Source organism: Micromonospora sp. NPDC051141 (assembly GCF_044455765.1).
Taxonomy (GTDB): Bacteria; Actinomycetota; Actinomycetes; order Mycobacteriales; family Micromonosporaceae; genus Micromonospora.
The window spans coordinates 292012-310453 of record NZ_JBITFD010000003.1 but is presented as its reverse complement, the minus strand read 5'-3'; the positions used below and the strand labels follow the sequence as shown (position 1 = coordinate 310453).

Below are 18442 nucleotides of genomic sequence, written 5' to 3'. Positions count from 1 at the left end.
CTGTCGAACCCGATGACGACTGATCCCCTGCTGCTGACCGGCGAGCTGGCCGAGGCGAACGAGCGGCTGCTGCGTACCGTGACCGCCCTGGCCGCCGCGGACGTCGCGGCGCCGTCGCTGCTGCCGGGCTGGACCCGCGCGCACGTGCTCACCCACCTGGCCCGCAACGCCGACGGGTTCGTCAACCTGCTCACCGCCGCGCGCACCGGCGCGGACATCCCGATGTACGCCTCGGTCGAGGCGCGGAACGCCGACATCGAGGCGGGCGCCGGGCGTGGCCCGGCCGACCTCCTGGACGACCTGCGTCGCAGCGGCCAGCGCTTCGACGTGGCGGTGGCGGAGATGCCGCCCGGGGCGTGGGGCGCCACGGTGCAGACCCGGCGCGGCCCGTGGCCGGCGGCGCTGCTGGTCTGGGCCCGGCTGCGCGAGATCGAGGTGCACCACGTCGACCTGGCTGCCGGCTACCGGCCGGCGGACTGGCCGGAGGCGTTCGCCCAGCGGCTGCTGCACGAGGTGGCCACCGGGCTGGCCGACGACCCGGCCGCGCCGGCCATGCTGCTGCGGCCCGACGGCCCGGCGCGCGACCTCGTCGTGGGCGACCCCGAGGGCGCGCCCACGATCACCGGCCCCGCGCCGGAACTCGCCGCCTGGCTGACCGGCCGGGGCACGGGCGAGCTGCTCACCGTCGATCCCGACGGCCCCCTGCCGAACCCACCGGAATGGATCTGAACCCCGTCATGACCTACACCGGAGACGTCACGCCCGGCGGCCCGCCGGCCGTGCGCGAACTCGACCGGCTCACCGTGACCAAGCTGTCGGTGGGCCCGATGGACAACAACGCCTACCTGCTGCGCTGCCGCGCCACCGGTGAGCAGGCGCTGATCGACGCCGCCAACGAGGCGCCCCGGCTGCTGGAGCTGGTCGGCGACGGCGGGCTGGCGACGGTGGTGACCACCCACCGGCACATGGACCACTGGGTCGCGCTGGAGGAGGTGGTCGCGAAGACCGGCGCCCGCGCGCTGGTGCACGCCGACGACGCCGAGGGCCTGCCGATCGCCGCCGAGCCGCTGCACGAGGGCGACACGGTCCGGGTCGGCGACTGCGAGCTGGAGGTGATCCACCTGCGCGGGCACACGCCGGGGTCGATCGCGCTGCTGCACCGCGACCCGTCCGGCACCCCGCACCTCTTCACCGGGGACTCACTTTTCCCCGGTGGTGTCGGCAACACCGACCAGGACCCGGAGCGGTTCGGCCGGCTCATCGACGACGTCGAGGCGAAGCTCTTCGACCGGCTGCCGGACGAGACCTGGTTCTACCCGGGTCACGGCAAGGACAGCACGCTCGGCGCCGAGCGGCCCGCCGTGCCGCAGTGGCGGGCCCGCGGCTGGTGACCCGCGCCGGGTCCGGCCTCCCCCGTGGCGGCCGGACCCGACCCGGTCAGCCGGTCGCCGCGCCGCCGGCCGGCCCGCGCCCGACCGCCGCCAGGGTCGCGGCGTCGTCGGGCACCAGCAGCCCGAGCAGGGGTACGGCGTCCGCGCGCAGCGCCACGACCAGCAGGCCCGCCAGCGCGGTGGTGGGCAGGCGCCCGGACCGGGTGCGCGGGGCCGTCATGCCGAGCACGCTATGCCCGGCCGACCACCCGGCACATCGGGCGTGATCCCCCAGCCGCCCCGGAGATCCCCTCCGGATGATCCCCGAGGGTCACCGGGGGCGCAGCACCTGGACCCGGCGTACCGGGGAGTCGACCGAGGGCTCGGTGGTGGGCACCGGGTAGCTGGCCACCAGTTCCAGCCCGGCCGGCGGCAGGTGGCCCCGGTCCGGGTCGCCGACCAGCACCTCGACGCCCCGGTCCGCGCACCGTCGCAGGTAGGGCAGCACCCGCGCGGCCAACTCGGCGTCGTAGAGGGCGTCGCCGGCGACCAGCAGGTCCACACCGGCCACCCCGTCGAGCAGGTCGTCACTGTCGACGGCCACCCGGACCCGGTTCGCCCGCGCGTTGACGGTGACGGCCGCCACCGCGTACGGGTCGACGTCGTTGGCGACCACCCGGTCGGCGCCGGCGAGCGCGGCGGCGATGGCGATCAGCCCGGACCCGGCGCCCAGGTCGAGCACGCGCCGCCCGGCGGCGAGTTCGGGGTGGTCGAGCAGGTGCCGGGCCAGCGCCTGCCCACCGGCCCAGACCGACGCCCAGTACGGCGGCGGGAGCGACCGCCCGGCGGCGGCCTCCATCCGCGCCCACCACAGGATGGCGTCCTCGGCCAGGTGCAGCCGCACCTCGGGCACGAACGGCGCGGCCACCAGACGCAGGCGGTCGGGGCCCGCACCGGGCGCCGTGATCTCCCGTTCCAGGTCGGCCAGCGCCGTTGTTGTGCTCATCCGGGCAAGCATGCCGTGCCCCGGGTCGGGTCGGGGAGGGTTTCCGGTTCGCAGGTATTCGTGAGCCACGCCGGCACTTCCGCCAGCGGATCCGGGTTCGGGCGGTTACTGTCGAGGAGGTACAGGGGCGATCACCGACCGCGGGTCGGTGCTCACCCGCATTGAACAGGGAGAGACGCATGGCAACCGGCACGGTCAAGTGGTTCAACTCGGAAAAGGGCTTCGGCTTCATCGAGCAGGACGGCGGAGGCCCGGACGTGTTCGTCCACTACTCGGCCATCCAGAGCGGCGGCTACCGCGAGCTGAACGAGGGCCAGAAGGTCGAGTTCGAGGTGACGCAGGGCCAGAAGGGCCCGCAGGCGGACAACGTCCGTCCGATGTGACGTAGTGCCGGTGGCGGCGGTCGGGCTCCGACCGCCGCCGCAGCGCGTCGTCAGGCGGGAGCCGCCGGCAGCTCACGTCGCCGGCGTAGCGGCCCGATCAGCAGGATCAACGGGGTGAGCGCCAGCCAGGCGGTCATCAGCCGGATCGCGCCTGCCGGCCCCCAGGCGGCGCCCAGCACGCCGGCCAGCAGCGCGGCGAGCGGGATGGTGCCGTAGTTGAGCAGGTGCATGCTCACGGTGACGCGGCCGAGCAGCCGGTGCGGCGTGTACGTCTGCCGGAAGCTACCCTTGACCACGTTGCCGACCGCCACGCCCAGGCTCACCAGCGCGCCGCCGAGCACCAGCCAGGCCACCCGCGCGCCGGGGCCGGCGAGTGGGATCAGCAGCGCGGGCGGACCGGTGAGCCCGCCGGCGAACAGCAGCGCGCGGGCGGTGCCGAGCCGCCGGGCCAGCCGGGCGGCCAGCGCCGCGCCGACGACCCCGCCGACGCTGGCCAGGCCGATCAGGAGGCCGACCAGGCCGGCCGGCAGCCCGGCCGAGCGGACCAGGAAGACGACAAGCACCGCCTGGTAGCCGGTGAGCCCGATGTTGCTCGCCGCGCCGAAGACGGTCAGCACCCGCAGATACGGGTCCCGGGCGACGAAGCGCAGCCCGTCGGCCGCGTCCCGGCGCAGGGACGCCGCCCCGGTGGCCCGGCGCGGGTGTGGCTCGACCGCGCGGATGCGGTGCAGGCACAGCGCGGACGCCAGGAAGCTCACCGCGTCCAGGGCCACCGCGGTCACCGCGCCGGCGAGCTGGGCGATCAGCCCGGCCAGCCCGGGGCCGAGCAGGTAGCTCGCGGTCTGGGTGGCGTGCAGCCGGGCGTTGGCCGGGGGCACCTGCTCGGGTGGCAGCAGGGTGGGCAGGTAGACCTGGTCGGCGGTCTCGAAGAAGACCCGGGCCAAGCCGGCGCCGAGCGCCACGACCAGCAGGTGCCCGACGGTGAGCAGGTCGAGCAGCGCGGCGACCGGGACGCCGGCGAACAACGCGGCGGCGACCAGGTCGGCGGCGATCATCACGGGCCGACGACGGACCCGGTCGACCCACGCTCCGACCGGCAGGCCGGCCAGCAGCCAGGGCAGCCAGGCGGCGGCGGTCAGCACCGCCACCTGGAACGTGCTGGCATCGAGCACCGCCACGGCGACCAGCGGCAGCGCCACGGCGGTCATGTTGCTGCCCACCGCGCTGATGGTGTGGCCGGTCCAGAGCAGCCGGAAGTCGCGGTGCCGGAACAGGCCGCCGGGCGGCTCGACCACGGGCGGCGCGCAGACGCCGGCCGGGGCGGTCACGGCCGGGCCGGGACGCCGTGGGTGAACACGAAGACCGGCTCGCGGCGCTGCCCGTCGTCGGGGACCGGACGGTCGGCCCAACGGCTGAACAGCGCGATCACCTCGCGGCTCAGCTCGGCCAGCTCGTCCGGGGTCAGGCGCAGCCAGTGGTCGGTGCTGAACGGCGCGTCGCCCCAGGCGGCGTGCGTCTCGTCGGCGGCGGCGTGCCAGGCCCGCACCAGGGCGGTGTGCCGCTCCAGGTTGAGCGAGCCGGCCGCGTCGGCCACCACCCGGGTGGACGGGTCGTCGTCGAAGTCGGACTCGGACCACCGCACGCCCCTGCTCCGCAGCTTCCACCAGCGTTCCCGCCGGTCGCGGGCCAGCTCGGGCGCCTCGACCAGCAGGTCGGCGGCGGCCAGCACCTTCAGGTGGTGGCTGACGTTCGCCGGGGCCTGGTCGGTGCGCTCGGCAAGCAGGCCGACGGTGCACGGGCCGTACACCTTGAGCACGTCCATGAGGCGGCGGCGCAGCGGATGGGCGAGCGCGGCGAGCACCCGCGAGTCGGTGACCTGGCGCACGGTGGGTTGGTCCATGCGACCGAGTCTGACATTCGCAAGAGCTATTGCGCAATAACTGTTGCCGAATCCCCGGCGCCGCGACGCGGCACTCGTCGCGGCGCGGACGGGGTCAGGCGGTCAGCCGCCGGGACAGCTCGTCGGCGACGTCCCGGGCGATCTGCGGCGGGATGGCCTCGGCGATCTTCTCCGGCGGCAGCCCGGCGAGCACGCCGGTGACGATCTGCTGCTCGTCGGTGAAGTCCCTGCCGGACAACTCGTTCACCTGCGCCACGAGCGCCGGCCAGGTCCGCAGCATCGCCAGCATCTGCTGGAGCGGGGAGTTCGCCAGCGGCGGGTTGACCAACCCGACCGTGTTGACCGGCGAGATCAGCCAGTTGCGCAGGTTCTGCAGGTCGGCCAGCACGTCGCCGACCGTACGGTTGGCCGAGCCGGTGTTCCCGATGAGCTTGTCGGTCTGTTCCATGTCGTCCTCCGGTGTCGCTGGGGCGATCAGCCCGATGGCGGTGAGGTAGCGGCGGAACAGCGGGGTCTGGTCCCGGCCCGCCCTGGTCGAGTCGCGGAAGAAGCTGATGTGGGTGTGGTACAGGTGGCTGCTGTCCCCGCTGGTGCGCCGACCCAGCCGGTCCCAGCGCCGCACCGTGCGGCCGTCCGCGGAGTAGATGACCTCCCGGATGTCCCGGGTGTCGGCCGCGTTCGCCGCGCACTGCGCCACCAGCCAGGTGGAGAACGTGCGCAACGTGTGGGTGGCGCCGCCGGAGCGGACCGAGAACGTGCCGACGTCCAGCGCGGACGCGTACAGCGTCAGCCCGGAACTGTCCCGGATGGACTCGACCACCGAGTAGTCGTTGGTCACCACCCGGTCCGAGCCGCAGTGGTAGCCGCCCCGGTGGCTGGGATCACCGACGATGCCGACCTCCGCCGGCTCGAGATCCTGATCCCGGACGACGTTCTTGTCGACGTTGAGGTAGGTGAGTAACAGGCTGCGGACGGCGAGCAGGTTCGCCGGAGCCGACGTCATGGCGGATCCCCTTTCGAGCGATGTCGGCAAGGGAGCGACCATCACTACATGTGATGGCTTGAGATCTGCGGACGCGCCCCTGCCGGATGGCTGCACAGCAACGGGCACTTGCTCGAAGCGTATCCCCACTTGCGGGAAAATCCCAGCTCAGGGGCGATATTTGCGATTATCTGCCCGGTGTGGACGCGGGCGGTACGACAGGCAGCAGCAACACCGAGGGATGCTCGGGATCGTGCACCACCTCGCGCCATCCCGCACGCAGCGTGACAGCGGTGCCGAGTGGTTCCCCGGTGCCGGGATTACGCGCCCAGCGCGGGTGGGCGCCGCCGGAGACCTGGAGGCGCAGCCGGTGCCCCGGCGCGAACCGGTACGCGGTCGGCCAGAGCGTGACCGGCACCCGCACCACGCCCGACGCGCCGGCCGGGAACCGGCCCGGTTCGACGCGGACCAGGCCGTCGCAGACGTTCCAGGACCGGCCGCGCCGGTCCACGTCGCACAGCCGCACGAACACGTCCAGGTAGGACAGCTCGCTGCGCAGGTGGATCTCGGCGTGCACCGGCCCGATCACCTCGACCGGGTCGTCGAGCGGCTCACCGGTGTAGGTCAGCACGTCCGGGCGGGACTCCACCGGCCGGTTGTCCACCGCGCCCGCCCGCTGGGCCACCAGCAGCGGGCCACCCAGCGACGGGGTCGGGTCGGCCGGGTCGTACCGGATCCGGTCCGGCGGGCCGCCCACCGGCGGGGCGGGCGACAGGCCACCGCCGGGACGCAGGTGCCAGCGCGTCGGCGTGCCGGGCGGCGGCCAGTCGGGCAGGTCACGCCACCCGCCCCCGACGCCGCCCACGTGCACCCGCACCGGCGCGCGCCCCGCCTCCGCGCCGGGGGACGCCGGTCGACCGGCCAGGTGCTCGTCGAACCAGTCCAGCCCCTCGCGCAGCGCCGCGACCAGCAGACCGGGAGTGCCGTGGGTCCACGGGCCGACGGTCAGCCTCGGCCGGGCGCCGGCGGCGCGCAGCCGGGCGTAGTCGTCGAGCTGGGCCGGGAGGAAGATGTCCTGCCAGCCGCTGACCATGGCGACCGGCGCCCGCACCTCGCTGATCCGGTCGCCGAAGACCCGGGCCCGCCAGTAGTCCGCGCCCGGCGTGTGGTGGCGCAGCCACTCCTGGAAGAACGGCACGGTCACGCCGGTGGCCACCCGGTCCGCCTCGACCAGCGGCAGGTGGGCCAGCGCCCGGACGAGCCGGGGCTGGCCGCGCTTGAGCTCCCACCGCCGGGCCAGCCAGGGCACGGTCTGCGCCTGGAGCAGCTCCGCCCAGGTGAGCACCGTGTCCAGCGCGAACGACTCGCCCGCGTACGTCGAGTCGCGGGTGGCCGAGGCGGTCACCACGGCGACCATCGCGCGCAGCTCGTCCCCGGCCTCGGCGGCCACCGCCCACTGCACGAAGCCCTGGTAGCTGGCGCCGAACATGCCGAGCACGCCGGTCCACCAGGGCTGGCGGCGCAGCCAGTCGAGCGTGTCCAGGCCGTCGTCGCGCTCGTGCACCAGGGGGTCGAAGTCGCCGCCGGAGCCGTACGTGCCACGGCAGGACTGGATCACCACGTGATGACCGCGTTCGGCGACCAGGCGACCGAGCAGCCGCATCGGGCCGCCCCGCCCGTACGGGGTACGGATCAGCACGCAGGCCGCGCCCGGCAGGTCCGGCGCGTAGTGGTCGGTGCGCAGGGTGACCCCGTCACGGACCCGCACCGGGACGTCCCGGGTGACGGTGACCCGGCCGGCGCGGGCGGCGGGCAGCCGCAGCGCGACCGCGGCGAGCCGGGTGACGAGCCGCACGGTCAGCGGTCGCCGGACGGTTCGGTGGCGGTGCCGCGGGCGGCGCGCACCTCGTCCCGGTGCGCCCGCATGCTGTGCACCATCTCGCCCATGAACCGGTGCACCACGGCCAGCTCCTCGTCGGTGAACCGGTCCATCACCTGGTCGGTACGCCGGCCCAGCGGGCCGAAGAAGCTCTGCGCCAGCGTCGCGCCGCGGTCGGCGTAGTGCAGCAGGATCTTGCGGCGGTCGGCGGTGTCCCGGTCGCGCCGGATGTGACCCGCGCGCTCCAGCCGGTCCACGAGCGCGGTCACCGAGCCGGACGAGAGGTTGAGCACCTCGCCGAGCCGGCCGGGGGTGATCGGCTCGCCCACCAGCTCGGCCTCCATCACCGCGATCAGCGCCTGGAGGTCGGTGGGGTTCAGCCCGTGCAGCCCGGCGAACGCGTGCCCGACGTGCTGCGCGTCCACCGAGTAACGACGCAGGTCGTTGGTGATCTCCGCGACCATGCGTCCCCGTGGGTCGTCCCGTCGCCGGTACATGCCGTGCCCCGTCACCGCTCGCCGCCATCCCCTCGGTCCGGCTTGCAGCATAGAGCCTCGCCGGATAATCTCGCTCATCAAGATACTCGGCTGGCGAGAATCACCCCGCAGGATCAAGAGGGCATCCGATGTCACTGTTCACCCGTGTCGCCCGGGGCCGGCTGGCCGCCTGGCTCACCGTGGCCGCCGCACTCGTCGTCGGCGCGGTGGTCTTCGGGTTACCCCGGCCGGACAACCCCGAACCGGTCTCCGCCACCGGCCTGTCCGTCGAGTGGCAGTCCACCCAGGTCGAACGCCTCCAGGACCAGTTGCCGTCGCGGGACACCCAGCCCGCGCTGGTCGTGGTCAGCCGCGCCGACCGGGCGCCGCTCAGCGCGTCCGACCGGTCCGCGCTGGACGCCGCGGCCGGCAAGCTCGGCCCGCTCGCCGTCGGCGGCCGGGTCGCCCCCGCCCAGCTCTCCCCCGACGGCACCGTGGCGCTGGTCGCCGTGCCGCTGTCCACCGCGGGCGACCAGCAGGCCGTGGTCGACGAGGTGGGCAAGGTGCGCGACGCGGTGGCCGACCTGCCCGACGACCTGACCGTCGAGGTCACCGGCGGTCCCGCCTTCACCGCCGACCTGAGCAAGGTCTTCCAGGGCGCCGACACCACGCTGCTGCTGGTCACCGCCGCCGTCGTGGCGCTGCTGCTGCTGATCACCTACCGCAGTCCGTTCCTGTGGCTCGTGCCGCTGCTCGTGGTGGCCGCCACCGAGCAGCTCACCCTGCGCACCGTCGAGACCGTCGTGCCCGCGCTGGGGATCTACCTGCCCAGCGGCCAGGTCACCGGCATCGCCAGCGTGCTGGTCTTCGGCGCCGCGACCGACTACGCCCTGCTGCTCATCGCGCGCTACCGCGAGGAGCTGCGCCGCGAGGAGAACCGGTTCACCGCCATGCGGGCCGCGCTGCGCCGCACCGCCGAGCCGATCCTGGCCAGCGGCGGCACCGTCGTCCTCGGCGTGCTCACGCTGCTGCTGTCCGAGCAGGAGACCAACCGGGCGCTCGCGGTGGCGTGCGCCATCGGTGTGGTGTTCGCCATGCTCTCCGCCCTGTTCGTGCTCCCCGCCGCGCTGGTGCTGTTCGGCCGGGGCCTGTTCTGGCCGTTCGTTCCGCGCGTCGGCAGCGCGGCCCGGGAGGGCCGGCTCTGGGGTCGCCTCGGCGAGCTGGTCGTCCGCCGGCCCCTGCCGGTCGCGGTGCTGGCCACGCTGCTGCTCGCCGGCCTCGCGCTCGGCGGGCTGGGCATCCGGACCGGCCTGTCCGAGACCGAGCAGTTCCGGGAGCGGCCCGAGGCGGTCGCCGGCGCGGAGACGCTCGCCCGCGCCTTCCCGGCCGGCAGCACGCAGCCGGTCGCGGTGCTCACCAACCCGCAGGCGGCACCCGCGGTGCTCGCCGCCGCCGGCGCGGTCGACGGTGTCGCCCCGGCCCGGCCCGGCCTCGCCGGGGACCGGGTCGCCCAGGTCGACGTGGTGCTCACCGCCGAGCCCGGCACCGCCGCCTCCGACCGGGCCGTGACGGCGCTGCGCGACGCGGTCGCCGCCGTGCCCGACTCCGCGCCCCCCACCGTCGCCGGGGCGGACGCCCCGGACGGCGCGCTGGTCGGCGGCACGGTCGCCGCCACCTACGACTCCGACCAGGCCAACACCCGGGACCTGCGGCTGATCCTGCCGATCATCCTGCTGCTGGTCGGCGCCGTGCTGGTGCTGCTGCTGCGTGGCCTGCTGGCCCCGCTGCTGCTGGTGCTGACCGTGATCGCGTCGTTCTTCGCCAGCCTCGGCGCCGCCTGGCTGCTCTTCGACCACGTGCTGGGCTTCCCGGCGCTGGACAGCGGCGTGCTGCTGCTGGCGTTCGTGTTCCTGGTCGCACTCGGCGTGGACTACAACATCTTCCTGGTCACCCGCGCCCGGGAGGACGCCCGCCGGGCCGGCACCCGGGACGGCATGCTGTCCGCGCTGCGGGTCACCGGCGGCGTCATCACCAGCGCCGGCGTGCTGCTGGCCGCGGTCTTCGCGGTGCTCGGCGTGCTCCCGCTGATCACGCTCACCCAGATCGGGATCATCGTCTGCGTCGGTGTGCTGCTGGACACGCTGCTCGTCCGGACCGTGCTGGTGCCGGCGCTGGCGTTCCTGCTCGGCGACCGGTTCTGGTGGCCCGGGCGGATCACCCGCGACCCCGACGCGCCCACCGAGGCGACCCCCGCACCGGCCGAGCCGGTCACCGCGCGGGACTGACCCGGTGGCCGGGCGTCGGCGGCACGCCGACGCCCGGCCACCGCGGGCCGCTCAGAAGCCGAGGCACTCGCAGCTGGTCATCAGCTCGCGGACGTTGTGGACGTACTGCGGGTTGGGGATCGCCAGCGGCTGCCCCTCCCGGGCCACCGCGCCGTGCCCGTAGTTGTACGCCGAGATCACGGCGTTGAGCAGGCAGGAGTTCAGCTCGGCGGTGCACAGTGAGGCGTCCAGCCGGTAGTCCGACTCGAAATACATGTCGCCGATGTACTTGGTCAACCAGGCCAGGTAGGTGCCGCCCAGGTAGGCGTTGTCCCGGTAGTCGTCGATGTCGTACGACTGCTCGAACCGCTGGTTCATCCACTCCGCGGTGGCCGGCATGACCTGCATCAGCCCGACGCCGCCGTCGCAGGCCACGATCGTCGACTGCCAGCCGCTCTCCTGCCAGGCGGTCGCCTTCATCAGCGCCGACGGGACGCGGATGTCGGGCGCGGAGGTGGGCCAGTAGGTGCGGGCCGCCGCGTCGGCCAGCGCCGCCTTGACCTGGCTCTGCGTCGCCCTGGTGCCCCGGTGGGTGGGCTTGCAACCGCTGGGCGCCGGCTTCGGCGGGGGCGGCGGCACCCGCGTCTCGGTCGGCGGCTTCGGCCGGGCCAAGGGCGCCGTCGACGTGCGGGACGGCTTCGGTCGTGGCTTCCCGCCCGCCTTCGCGCTGGGGCTGGGGCTGGGCTTGCCGCCGATCGCCTCGACCGCCGGCGGCGCCTCGCTCGGCGCGTCGGCCGGCGCCTCCGCCGGCTCCTCGACCGGAGCCGCCGTGGGCAGCTCCGCCGCCACCCCGCGGACCGGCCGTTCCTCGCCACCGCACCCGGTCACCGTGCCCGCCGCCAGCAGTGCCGCCACCGCAGCCGCGGCCCACCGGCCGACTCCTCGCCGCATCGATCCTCCCCGTGTCCCCCGTCCGGCGCACCCTAGCAGGGATCGACGGGGGTCCGGGGCCCCCGCGACGCCGGCCGGTGCGCCCGGGGCCGCGGCGGTCCCTCCCCCGCGTCCGGGCCGTCCGGGCCGGCGTCCGCCGGGCCAGACGGGTCGACGCCCACCGGCAGGCCGGACCGGTCGACGCCCACCGCCGGGCCGGACGGGTCGACGCCCGCCGGGTCGGGCCGGCCGGCCCCGCTCGCCGCCCGGTTCCGGGTCGACCAGGCGATCACGAACACGGCGGTCCAGGCGACGCCCAGCAGCACCGACGAGGCGGTGCTGCTGGGCGTGCTCCAGCCCAGGTAGAGCCGCGCGCCGGTGACCGCCACCACCCCGGCCGAGGCGACCGTCCAGACCGCCACCCCGACCGGCCAGCGCGCGCCGCGCGACAGCAGCCAGGCCAGCGTGCCGAAACTCGCCGTCACCACCGCGTTCTGGCCGGGGAACAGGTCACGGACCCGGTCCGGGACGCCCGGACCGGTCAGGTCGACCACCCCCACCAGCAACACCAGGGGCACCGCCGCACCGACCGTGCCGACCACCCCGAGCAGGTCCGCCCGCCAGGGCCGGTGTCGCCGGGCCACCACCGCGGCCACCAGGGCCACCGCGGTGATCAGCACCCAGCCGCGCAGCACCGACACCACGGCCAGCGCCGCGTCCGCCACCCCGGGGGTACGCCGGGCGGCGAACCAGTCGCCGACCAGCCCGTCGAGCACCCCGAGCCCGCTGTGCCGGACCACCGCCGCCAGCAGGGTCGCCACCGCCAGCCCGGCGGCGAACAGCAGCGCCAGCCCGAACGCCAGGTTGACCAACCACGCGCCGACCGGACCGACGCGCATGCCGAGCAGGAGGAACACCACCCCGTACCGGGTCCGGAGCCAGCGCAGCGGTGGCAGCGCGGCGGCGCGGGCCGCCAACGCCCGGGCCGGGTCCGGGTTGCGCCCGAGCCAACGGCCGGCCAGCACCACGCCGAGCAGGCACAGCAGCAGCACCAGCACCGCGCCGGTGGCGCGGCCGAGCAGGTCCGACACCCGCCGGTACGACTCGCCGGCCAGGTAACCGGCCAGCACGGACGCGCCGACCCAGCTCACCACCCCGGCCAGGTTCCACGGCGCGAACCGCCGGTACGGCATCCCGCCGCCGCCGGCCAGCCGGGGCGCCAGCGTGCGGGCGAACGCGACCCAGCGCGCGGCCATCATGCCGCGCCCGCCCAGCCGGTCCAGCAACTCCTCGGCACGTCGCCACCGGTGCGGCCCGATCCGGGCGCCGAGCCCGGAGGCACGTAGCCGCGGCCCGTGACGCCGCCCGGCCCGGTAGGCGAGTGTGTCTCCCATCACGGCGGCGGCCACCATCACCGCCAGCGCGGGGGCGAGCCGTAGCGTCCCCGCGTACGCTAGGAAGCCGACCAGCAGCAGGGTCGCCTCGCCCGGCACCAGCAGTCCGACGATCACCGCGGTCTCGCCCGCGACGATCATCGCGGCGACCAGGTAGATCAGCAGGGGCGGCAGCTCCTGCAGCCAGTTCAGCAGATCAGGCATTCGGCACCCCGCACGGGAGCCAGCATGCCAGTGGCTGGAACGGTCGGCCCAGCACTTTCGACACAGATCCGGGCCATCTCGGGGTGACCCCGAGGCGTGCCCCGGCAACCGCAGACAGGAGTATGGAGGGTATGCAGCTTCGCACCGACCTCCGCAACGTCGCCATCATCGCCCACGTCGACCACGGCAAGACGACCCTGGTCGACGCCATGTTGCGGCAGGCCGGCGCCTACGGCGCCCGCGGCGAGGACACCGAGCGGGTCATGGACTCGATGGACCTCGAGCGGGAGAAGGGCATCACCATCCTCGCCAAGAACACCGGCGTGCGATACCTGCCGGCGGACGGCGACCCGGTCACCATCAACATCATCGACACCCCCGGCCACGCCGACTTCGGTGGTGAGGTCGAGCGCGGCCTGACCATGGTCGACGGCGTGGTGCTGCTGGTCGACGCCAGCGAGGGCCCCCTGCCGCAGACCCGGTTCGTGCTCCGCAAGGCGCTGCGCGCCCGGCTGCCGATCATCCTGGTGATCAACAAGGTGGACCGCCCGGACGCCCGGATCAAGGAGGTCGTGGACGACACCTACGAGCTCTTCCTCGACCTGGACGCCGACGAGGAGCAGATCGACTTCCCGATCGTCTACGCCTGCGCCCGCGACGGCATCGCCTCGCTGACCCAGCCGGCCGACGGTGCGATCCCGGACGACAGCACCAGCCTGGAGCCGCTGTTCCGCACCCTGCTGGACACCATCCCGGCCCCCGCGTTCGACGAGGGCGCGCCGCTCCAGGCGCACGTCACCAACCTCGACGCCTCGCCATTCCTGGGCCGGCTCGCGCTGTGCCGGGTCCGCCAGGGCACGATCAGCAAGGGCCAGACGGTGGCCTGGTGCCGCACCGACGGCAGCACCCAGCGGGTCCGCATCTCCGAGCTGCTGATGACCGAGGGTCTGGAGCGCAAGCCCGCCGAGTCCGCCGGGCCGGGCGACATCATCGCGGTCGCCGGCATCCCGGAGATCATGATCGGCGAGACGCTCGCCGACGCCGAGAACCCGGTCCCGCTGCCGCTGATCACGGTGGACGAGCCGGCCATCTCGATGACCATCGGCACCAACACCTCGCCGCTGGTCGGCCGGGTCAAGGGCGCCAAGGTCACCGCGCGGATGGTCAAGGACCGGCTCGACAAGGAGCTGATCGGCAACGTGTCGCTGCGGGTGCTGCCCACCGAGCGGCCGGACGCCTGGGAGGTGCAGGGCCGCGGTGAGCTGGCCCTGGCGATCCTGGTCGAGCAGATGCGCCGCGAGTCCTACGAGCTGACCGTCGGCAAGCCGCAGGTGGTCACCAGGGAGATCGACGGCAAGACCTGCGAGCCGGTCGAGCGGCTGACCATCGACGCCCCGGAGGAGTACCTCGGCGCGATCACCCAGCTCCTCGCCACCCGCAAGGGCCGGATGGAGCAGCTGGTCAACCACGGCACCGGCTGGATCCGGATGGAGTGGCTGGTCCCGGCGCGGGGCCTGATCGGCTTCCGCACCGAGTTCCTCACCGACACCCGGGGCACCGGCATCCTGCACCACGTCTTCGAGTCGTACGAGCCGTGGTTCGGTGAGCTGCGTACCCGCAACAACGGCTCGCTGGTCGCCGACCGGGCGGGCGCGGTCACCTCGTTCGCGATGATCAACCTTCAGGAGCGCGGCCAGCTCTTCGTCGAGCCGACCACCGAGGTGTACGAGGGCATGATCGTCGGGGAGAACTCCCGCTCCGACGACATGGACGTCAACATCACCAAGGAGAAGAAGCTCACCAACATGCGGGCGTCGACCTCCGACGAGACCGAGAAGCTGATCCCGCCGCGCAAGCTGTCGCTGGAGCAGGCGCTCGAATTCTGCCGCGAGGACGAGTGCGTCGAGGTCACCCCGACCGCGGTACGCATCCGCAAGGTGATCCTCGACCAGACGCAGCGGGGCCGGATGGCCGCCCGCCGCAAGCACGCCGGCTGACCCACCCCACACCCCGCACCCCGCGCGCCCCGCGCCCCCGCACTTTCACGGAAAGAGTGGCCATTCCCCGGGGAATGGCCACTCTTTCCGTGAATCAGCGCACCCGGTGGGGGTGGGGTTTGGTGGCGGCGAGGGCGAGGACGTCGGGGATCGGGCCGGAGCCGGACTCGACCACCCGGTCCAGCACCAGGCCGGCGGCGGTGACGGCGGTGAGCAGGTCGGCCAGCGGCAGGTGCCAGGCGCCCACCCGGGCCCGCACCCCGTGCGAGTTCCACGACCGGAACGTGCGCTCCCGCTCGGCGTAGCCGCCGTCGATCACGATCCGCTCCGGGTCGGACCGGTCGGCGAACGCGCCGCAGAAGCACGGATGCACGCCAACGTGCACCAGCCGGCCGCCGGGCGCCAACACCCGGGCCACTTCCGCGACCGCCGCCGGATAGTCCGGCATGTCGGTGTGCGCCAGCAGGCAGACCGCGGCCGGCACCACGCCGTCGGCGAGCGGCAGCGCGGTCGCGTCGGCGCGGGCCACCGGCAGCCGGGCCCGGGCGTGGCCGAGCTGCCCGGCCGACAGGTCCACGCCCATCGGCGTCCAGCCCAGTCGGGCCAGCTCGGCGGCGTGCGCGCCGGTGCCGCAGCACAGGTCCAGGCACCGCCCGGGGCCCCGGCCCAGCAACTCCGCCAGCACCGACCGGACCCGATCCATGTAGGTCGCGGAGCCGACCGTGGCGTATTCCTCGTACCAGTCCGCGATGTCGTCGTACAAAGCGGTCGCCATCCTGGCACGTTAACGCCGTACCGGCCGCGCCGCAGTCCCGCGCGTCGAGAAGATCGGCTACGGTCGGCCGATGATCTGGGACGAGCTCGACGCGCACCTGGACCGGGTGCCCGGCACCGTCTCCGCGTACGTGGGACGCCCCGGCGCCCGGCCCGTCTGGACCCGACAGGCCGACGCCACCCACTACGCGGCGAGCACCATGAAGGTGGCCGTGCTGGTGGCGCTGCACCGGGCCGCCGAGGCCGGCCGGCTCGACCTGGACGCGCCGGTGCCGGTGCGCAACGCGTTCGACTCCGCCCGGCCCGGCGCGCCCCGCTTCGCCAACGCCCGCGACTACGACAACGACGAGGCGGTCTGGGAGCGCGTCGGCGGCACCGCGCCGCTGCGCTGGCTCGCCGAACGGATGATCATCCGGTCCAGCAACCTGGCCACGAACCTGTGCGTCGGGCAGGTCGGGCTGCCCGCCGTGGCGGAGGCCTGGACGCGGGCCGGCGCGCGGCACAGCGTCACCGGCCGCGGCATCGAGGACTTCGCCGCCCGCGACGCCGGCATCGACAACCTGGTCACCGCCGCCGACCTGGCCGCCCTCCTCGGCGAGCTGGCGCTGGGCGCGAGCCGGCCCGGCCCGCTCGCCTCGCCGGCCGGCTGCGCCGCCATGCTCGACGTGCTCGTCGCCCAGGAACACCGCGAGGACCTGGCCGCCGGGCTGCCCGACGGCACCCGCATCGCGCACAAGAACGGCTGGGTACGCGGCGTCCGCCACGGCGCCGGCGTGGTCTTCCCGGACGACGCGCCGCCGTACGCGATCGTGGTGTGCACGACCACCGACCTGGCCGACGGCGGCGCGGACGGCGAGCAGGTCGAGGACGACGCGTGCCGGCTCATCGCGCACGTCTCCGCGCGGGTGTGGGACGCGCGGCACGAGCTGGCCGGCTGAGCCGCTACTCCAGCAACTGCTCCCGCAGCCCCGCCCGGACCTCGTCGGTGACGCCCAGCCCGTCGCGCAGGTACGCCTCGAACGAGCCGTGCGCCCGGCGCACCTCGTCGTACGCGGCGTCCAGGTACTCCGCGCGCACCTCCAGCAGCGGCCGGGCCACCGCCGGGTCGAGGTCAGGCCGACGGCGCGTCATCGCCGCCAGCAGCACCTCGCGCAGGCTCTCGGTCAGCTCGTTGTGCCGCAGGTAGTCGGCCCGGATCGCCGGTTCCGGCACGCCCAGCGCGGTCAGCAGCACCACCGACAGCCATCCGGTGCGGTCCTTGCCGGCGGAGCAGTGGAACAGCAACGGCAGGTTCGCGCCGTCCGCGGCCAGCCGCACCGCCGCGCCGAACCCCGCCCGCGCCGGTTCCCCGGTGACGAACCAGCGGTAGATCGCCGTCATCGCCCCCGGCATGCCCTCGCGGGCCAACTCCGCGTACGCCGCCAGGTCGTGCCCCTGCAACACGGCCGAGACGTAGGTGAACACCGGGTGGGCCGCGTCGTACACCGGCAGGTGCACCACGCGGGGCGCGCCCACCAGCCGGTCCGGCGGCGCCACCTCCTGCTCCTGCACGGCGCGCAGGTCCACCACGCAGGCCGTGCCGAGCTTGCCCAGCACCGGCAGGTCGTCGTCGGTCAGCCGGCCCAGCGCCGCGGTCCGGACGAGCCGCCCGGCACGCACCCGCCGCCCGTCGGTCGTCGGCAGCCCGCCCAGGTCACGGGCGTTCGGCGCGCCCACCAGCTCCCAGTCCCGCCCGGTCATCGGCCCTCCCCTGCTCGCCACCAGTGCCTATAGGGTGCCCCACATGACGATCGCGGCGGTACGCACCCACCGGCTCTCGGCCCCCTTACACACCCCGTTCGTCACCGCGCTGCGGAGCACCACCACCGTGGAGACCCTGATCGTCGAGGTGATCGACAGCGACGGCCGGTCCGGGTTCGGCGAGGCCCCGCAGGTCTGGCAGGTCACCGGCGCGTCGATCGGCGGCGCGGAGGCGTGCGTCCGCGAGCTGCTCACCCCGCTGCTGACCGGGCGCGACCCGGACGACCTCCAGGCCCGCTGCCGGCAGGTGAGCCGGGCCGTGGTGGGCAACGAGTCGGCGAAGGCGGCCGTCGACGTGGCGCTGCACGACCTGGCCGCGCGCCGGCTCGGCGTACCCCTGGTGCGGTTGCTCGGCGGCACCGCGCTGCGCGTCCCGACGGACGTCACGCTGGCCGCCGGCGACGCGGTCGACCTGGCCGCGGCGGCCGGTCGGCGCCGAGCCGAGGGGTTCACGGTGCTGAAGCTCAAGGTCGGCACCGACGCCCGGGGCGACCTGGACCGGGTCCGCGCGGTGCGCGCCGCCGTCGGCCCGGACGCGCGGATCCGGCTGGACGCCAACCAGGGCTGGACGCCGCGCGAGGCGGTCCGGGTGATCCGCGGCATCGAGGACGCCGGGCTCGACGTCGAGCTGGTCGAGCAGCCGGTGCACCGCCGTGACCTGGACGGGCTGGCCTGGGTCAGCGACCGGGTGGCGGTGCCCATCCTCGCCGACGAGTCGGTCTTCGACGTGCGCGACCTGGTCGAGGTGATCCGCCGCCGGGCGGCCGACATGGTCAACGTGAAGCTGGCCAAGTGCGGCGGCCTGCGACCGGCCCGCACGCTGCTGGACCTGGCCGCCGCGCACGGCATGGGCACGATCGTCGGCTCGATGATGGAGGGCCCGGTCGGCGTGGGCGCGGCGGCCAGCCTGGCCGCCGCGCACGGCACCACGGCCGTGTCGGATCTCGACGCCGCCTGGTGGCTGGCCTGGTCGCCGGTCACCGGCGGGCTCCGGTACGAGGGCGCGGACGTGCTGCTGCCGGACGCCCCGGGGCTCGGCATCGCCGACGTGAATGAAGCTAAAGTTCAGCGCCGCGGTTGAGT

At 74.6% G+C, this 18442-nt stretch carries 18 protein-coding genes; 7 read left to right on the top strand and 11 right to left on the bottom strand.

The genetic code is table 11. The annotated features are described in order from the left end of the window. The first annotated feature begins 12 nt into the window (after positions 1–12). Complete coding sequence (locus ACIA6B_RS06750; protein WP_396771681.1) at positions 13–729, top strand: maleylpyruvate isomerase family mycothiol-dependent enzyme; 717 nt, start codon at positions 13–15, stop codon at positions 727–729. 8 nt (positions 730–737) lie between these two features. Continuing rightward, positions 738–1391: an MBL fold metallo-hydrolase gene (locus ACIA6B_RS06745; protein WP_396771679.1), complete on the top strand. Its 654-nt coding sequence runs from the start codon at positions 738–740 to the stop codon at positions 1389–1391. A gap of 46 nt (positions 1392–1437) precedes the next feature. Here the strand turns inward: ACIA6B_RS06745 and ACIA6B_RS06740 are convergent, their stop codons facing one another. Beyond that, positions 1438–1611, bottom strand: a complete 174-nt coding sequence (locus ACIA6B_RS06740; protein WP_396771677.1) for a hypothetical protein — start codon at positions 1609–1611, stop codon at positions 1438–1440. Positions 1612–1701: 90 nt separating this feature from the next. Next, a complete protein-coding gene (locus ACIA6B_RS06735; RefSeq protein WP_396771675.1) occupies positions 1702–2376 on the bottom strand; it encodes a class I SAM-dependent methyltransferase in 675 nt (224 codons plus the stop codon). A 179-nt stretch (positions 2377–2555) separates the two neighbouring features. Here ACIA6B_RS06735 and ACIA6B_RS06730 point away from each other — a divergent pair, with 179 nt between their 5' ends. Then, on the top strand, positions 2556–2759 hold the full coding sequence (locus ACIA6B_RS06730; RefSeq protein ID WP_091059998.1) for a cold-shock protein: 204 nt from the start codon (positions 2556–2558) through the stop codon (positions 2757–2759). A 50-nt stretch (positions 2760–2809) separates the two neighbouring features. Here ACIA6B_RS06730 and ACIA6B_RS06725 read toward each other — a convergent pair whose 3' ends face one another. The 5 genes from ACIA6B_RS06725 to ACIA6B_RS06705 all read right to left on the bottom strand — a co-directional run bounded on the left by ACIA6B_RS06725 (position 2810) and on the right by ACIA6B_RS06705 (position 8017). Next, positions 2810–4087 (bottom strand): MFS transporter, encoded by a 1278-nt coding sequence (locus tag ACIA6B_RS06725; protein WP_396771672.1) that lies wholly within the window; start codon positions 4085–4087, stop codon positions 2810–2812. After that, the gene (locus tag ACIA6B_RS06720) at positions 4084–4659 is read right to left on the bottom strand and encodes an ArsR/SmtB family transcription factor (RefSeq protein ID WP_396771670.1); all 576 of its coding nucleotides are present in this window, start codon (positions 4657–4659) and stop codon (positions 4084–4086) included. Before ACIA6B_RS06720 ends, ACIA6B_RS06725 begins: the two co-directional genes overlap by 4 nt. A 94-nt stretch (positions 4660–4753) precedes the next feature. After that, positions 4754–5662 carry a hypothetical protein gene (locus ACIA6B_RS06715; RefSeq protein WP_396771669.1) on the bottom strand — a complete coding sequence of 303 codons (909 nt, stop codon included), beginning with the start codon at positions 5660–5662 and terminating at the stop codon, positions 4754–4756. Positions 5663–5828: 166 nt separating this feature from the next. Next, entirely contained in the window at positions 5829–7496 is a 1668-nt protein-coding gene (locus tag ACIA6B_RS06710; RefSeq protein WP_396771667.1) for a CocE/NonD family hydrolase, read from the bottom strand. 2 nt (positions 7497–7498) lie between these two features. Beyond that, positions 7499–8017, bottom strand: coding sequence for a MarR family winged helix-turn-helix transcriptional regulator (locus ACIA6B_RS06705; protein WP_396771665.1), 519 nt, complete (start codon positions 8015–8017; stop codon positions 7499–7501). Positions 8018–8145: 128 nt separating this feature from the next. Between ACIA6B_RS06705 and ACIA6B_RS06700 the strand changes: the two genes are divergently transcribed. Then, positions 8146–10281: an MMPL family transporter gene (locus tag ACIA6B_RS06700; protein WP_396771663.1), complete on the top strand. Its 2136-nt coding sequence runs from the start codon at positions 8146–8148 to the stop codon at positions 10279–10281. Between the two features lie 51 nt (positions 10282–10332). Here ACIA6B_RS06700 and ACIA6B_RS06695 read toward each other — a convergent pair whose 3' ends face one another. After that, complete coding sequence (locus tag ACIA6B_RS06695; RefSeq protein WP_396771661.1) at positions 10333–11211, bottom strand: transglycosylase SLT domain-containing protein; 879 nt, start codon at positions 11209–11211, stop codon at positions 10333–10335. A 32-nt stretch (positions 11212–11243) separates the two neighbouring features. Next, positions 11244–12788: a DedA family protein gene (locus ACIA6B_RS06690; RefSeq protein WP_396771659.1), complete on the bottom strand. Its 1545-nt coding sequence runs from the start codon at positions 12786–12788 to the stop codon at positions 11244–11246. A 131-nt stretch (positions 12789–12919) separates the two neighbouring features. Here ACIA6B_RS06690 and typA point away from each other — a divergent pair, with 131 nt between their 5' ends. Further along, a complete protein-coding gene (gene typA / locus ACIA6B_RS06685) occupies positions 12920–14785 on the top strand; it encodes a translational GTPase TypA (protein WP_396771657.1) in 1866 nt (621 codons plus the stop codon). 94 nt (positions 14786–14879) lie between these two features. On the opposite strand, the gene ACIA6B_RS06680 is transcribed toward typA, so the two are convergent. Continuing rightward, positions 14880–15560, bottom strand: a complete 681-nt coding sequence (locus tag ACIA6B_RS06680; RefSeq protein WP_396771655.1) for a class I SAM-dependent methyltransferase — start codon at positions 15558–15560, stop codon at positions 14880–14882. Between the two features lie 70 nt (positions 15561–15630). Here ACIA6B_RS06680 and ACIA6B_RS06675 point away from each other — a divergent pair, with 70 nt between their 5' ends. Further along, the gene (locus ACIA6B_RS06675; protein WP_396771653.1) at positions 15631–16497 is read left to right on the top strand and encodes a serine hydrolase; all 867 of its coding nucleotides are present in this window, start codon (positions 15631–15633) and stop codon (positions 16495–16497) included. A 4-nt stretch (positions 16498–16501) separates the two neighbouring features. On the opposite strand, the gene ACIA6B_RS06670 is transcribed toward ACIA6B_RS06675, so the two are convergent. After that, positions 16502–17299 (bottom strand): tyrosine-protein phosphatase, encoded by a 798-nt coding sequence (locus tag ACIA6B_RS06670; protein ID WP_396771651.1) that lies wholly within the window; start codon positions 17297–17299, stop codon positions 16502–16504. 43 nt (positions 17300–17342) lie between these two features. On the opposite strand from ACIA6B_RS06670, the gene ACIA6B_RS06665 reads away from it, so the two are divergent. Further along, positions 17343–18440 carry a mandelate racemase/muconate lactonizing enzyme family protein gene (locus ACIA6B_RS06665; RefSeq protein ID WP_396771649.1) on the top strand — a complete coding sequence of 366 codons (1098 nt, stop codon included), beginning with the start codon at positions 17343–17345 and terminating at the stop codon, positions 18438–18440. Positions 18441–18442 lie beyond the last annotated feature (2 nt).

Coding starts and splice junctions, on each gene's coding strand:
- ACIA6B_RS06695 (WP_396771661.1), bottom strand. CDS start 11,211: ATGCGGCGAGGAGTCGGCCGGTGGGCCGCGGCTGCGGTGGCGGCACTG.
- ACIA6B_RS06740 (WP_396771677.1), bottom strand. CDS start 1,611: ATGACGGCCCCGCGCACCCGGTCCGGGCGCCTGCCCACCACCGCGCTG.
- ACIA6B_RS06700 (WP_396771663.1), top strand. CDS start 8,146: ATGTCACTGTTCACCCGTGTCGCCCGGGGCCGGCTGGCCGCCTGGCTC.
- ACIA6B_RS06735 (WP_396771675.1), bottom strand. CDS start 2,376: ATGAGCACAACAACGGCGCTGGCCGACCTGGAACGGGAGATCACGGCG.
- ACIA6B_RS06715 (WP_396771669.1), bottom strand. CDS start 5,662: ATGACGTCGGCTCCGGCGAACCTGCTCGCCGTCCGCAGCCTGTTACTC.
- ACIA6B_RS06730 (WP_091059998.1), top strand. CDS start 2,556: ATGGCAACCGGCACGGTCAAGTGGTTCAACTCGGAAAAGGGCTTCGGC.
- ACIA6B_RS06745 (WP_396771679.1), top strand. CDS start 738: ATGACCTACACCGGAGACGTCACGCCCGGCGGCCCGCCGGCCGTGCGC.
- ACIA6B_RS06670 (WP_396771651.1), bottom strand. CDS start 17,299: ATGACCGGGCGGGACTGGGAGCTGGTGGGCGCGCCGAACGCCCGTGAC.
- ACIA6B_RS06705 (WP_396771665.1), bottom strand. CDS start 8,017: ATGTACCGGCGACGGGACGACCCACGGGGACGCATGGTCGCGGAGATC.
- ACIA6B_RS06720 (WP_396771670.1), bottom strand. CDS start 4,659: ATGGACCAACCCACCGTGCGCCAGGTCACCGACTCGCGGGTGCTCGCC.
- ACIA6B_RS06665 (WP_396771649.1), top strand. CDS start 17,343: ATGACGATCGCGGCGGTACGCACCCACCGGCTCTCGGCCCCCTTACAC.
- ACIA6B_RS06675 (WP_396771653.1), top strand. CDS start 15,631: ATGATCTGGGACGAGCTCGACGCGCACCTGGACCGGGTGCCCGGCACC.
- ACIA6B_RS06690 (WP_396771659.1), bottom strand. CDS start 12,788: ATGCCTGATCTGCTGAACTGGCTGCAGGAGCTGCCGCCCCTGCTGATC.
- ACIA6B_RS06680 (WP_396771655.1), bottom strand. CDS start 15,560: ATGGCGACCGCTTTGTACGACGACATCGCGGACTGGTACGAGGAATAC.
- ACIA6B_RS06750 (WP_396771681.1), top strand. CDS start 13: ATGACGACTGATCCCCTGCTGCTGACCGGCGAGCTGGCCGAGGCGAAC.
- typA (WP_396771657.1), top strand. CDS start 12,920: ATGCAGCTTCGCACCGACCTCCGCAACGTCGCCATCATCGCCCACGTC.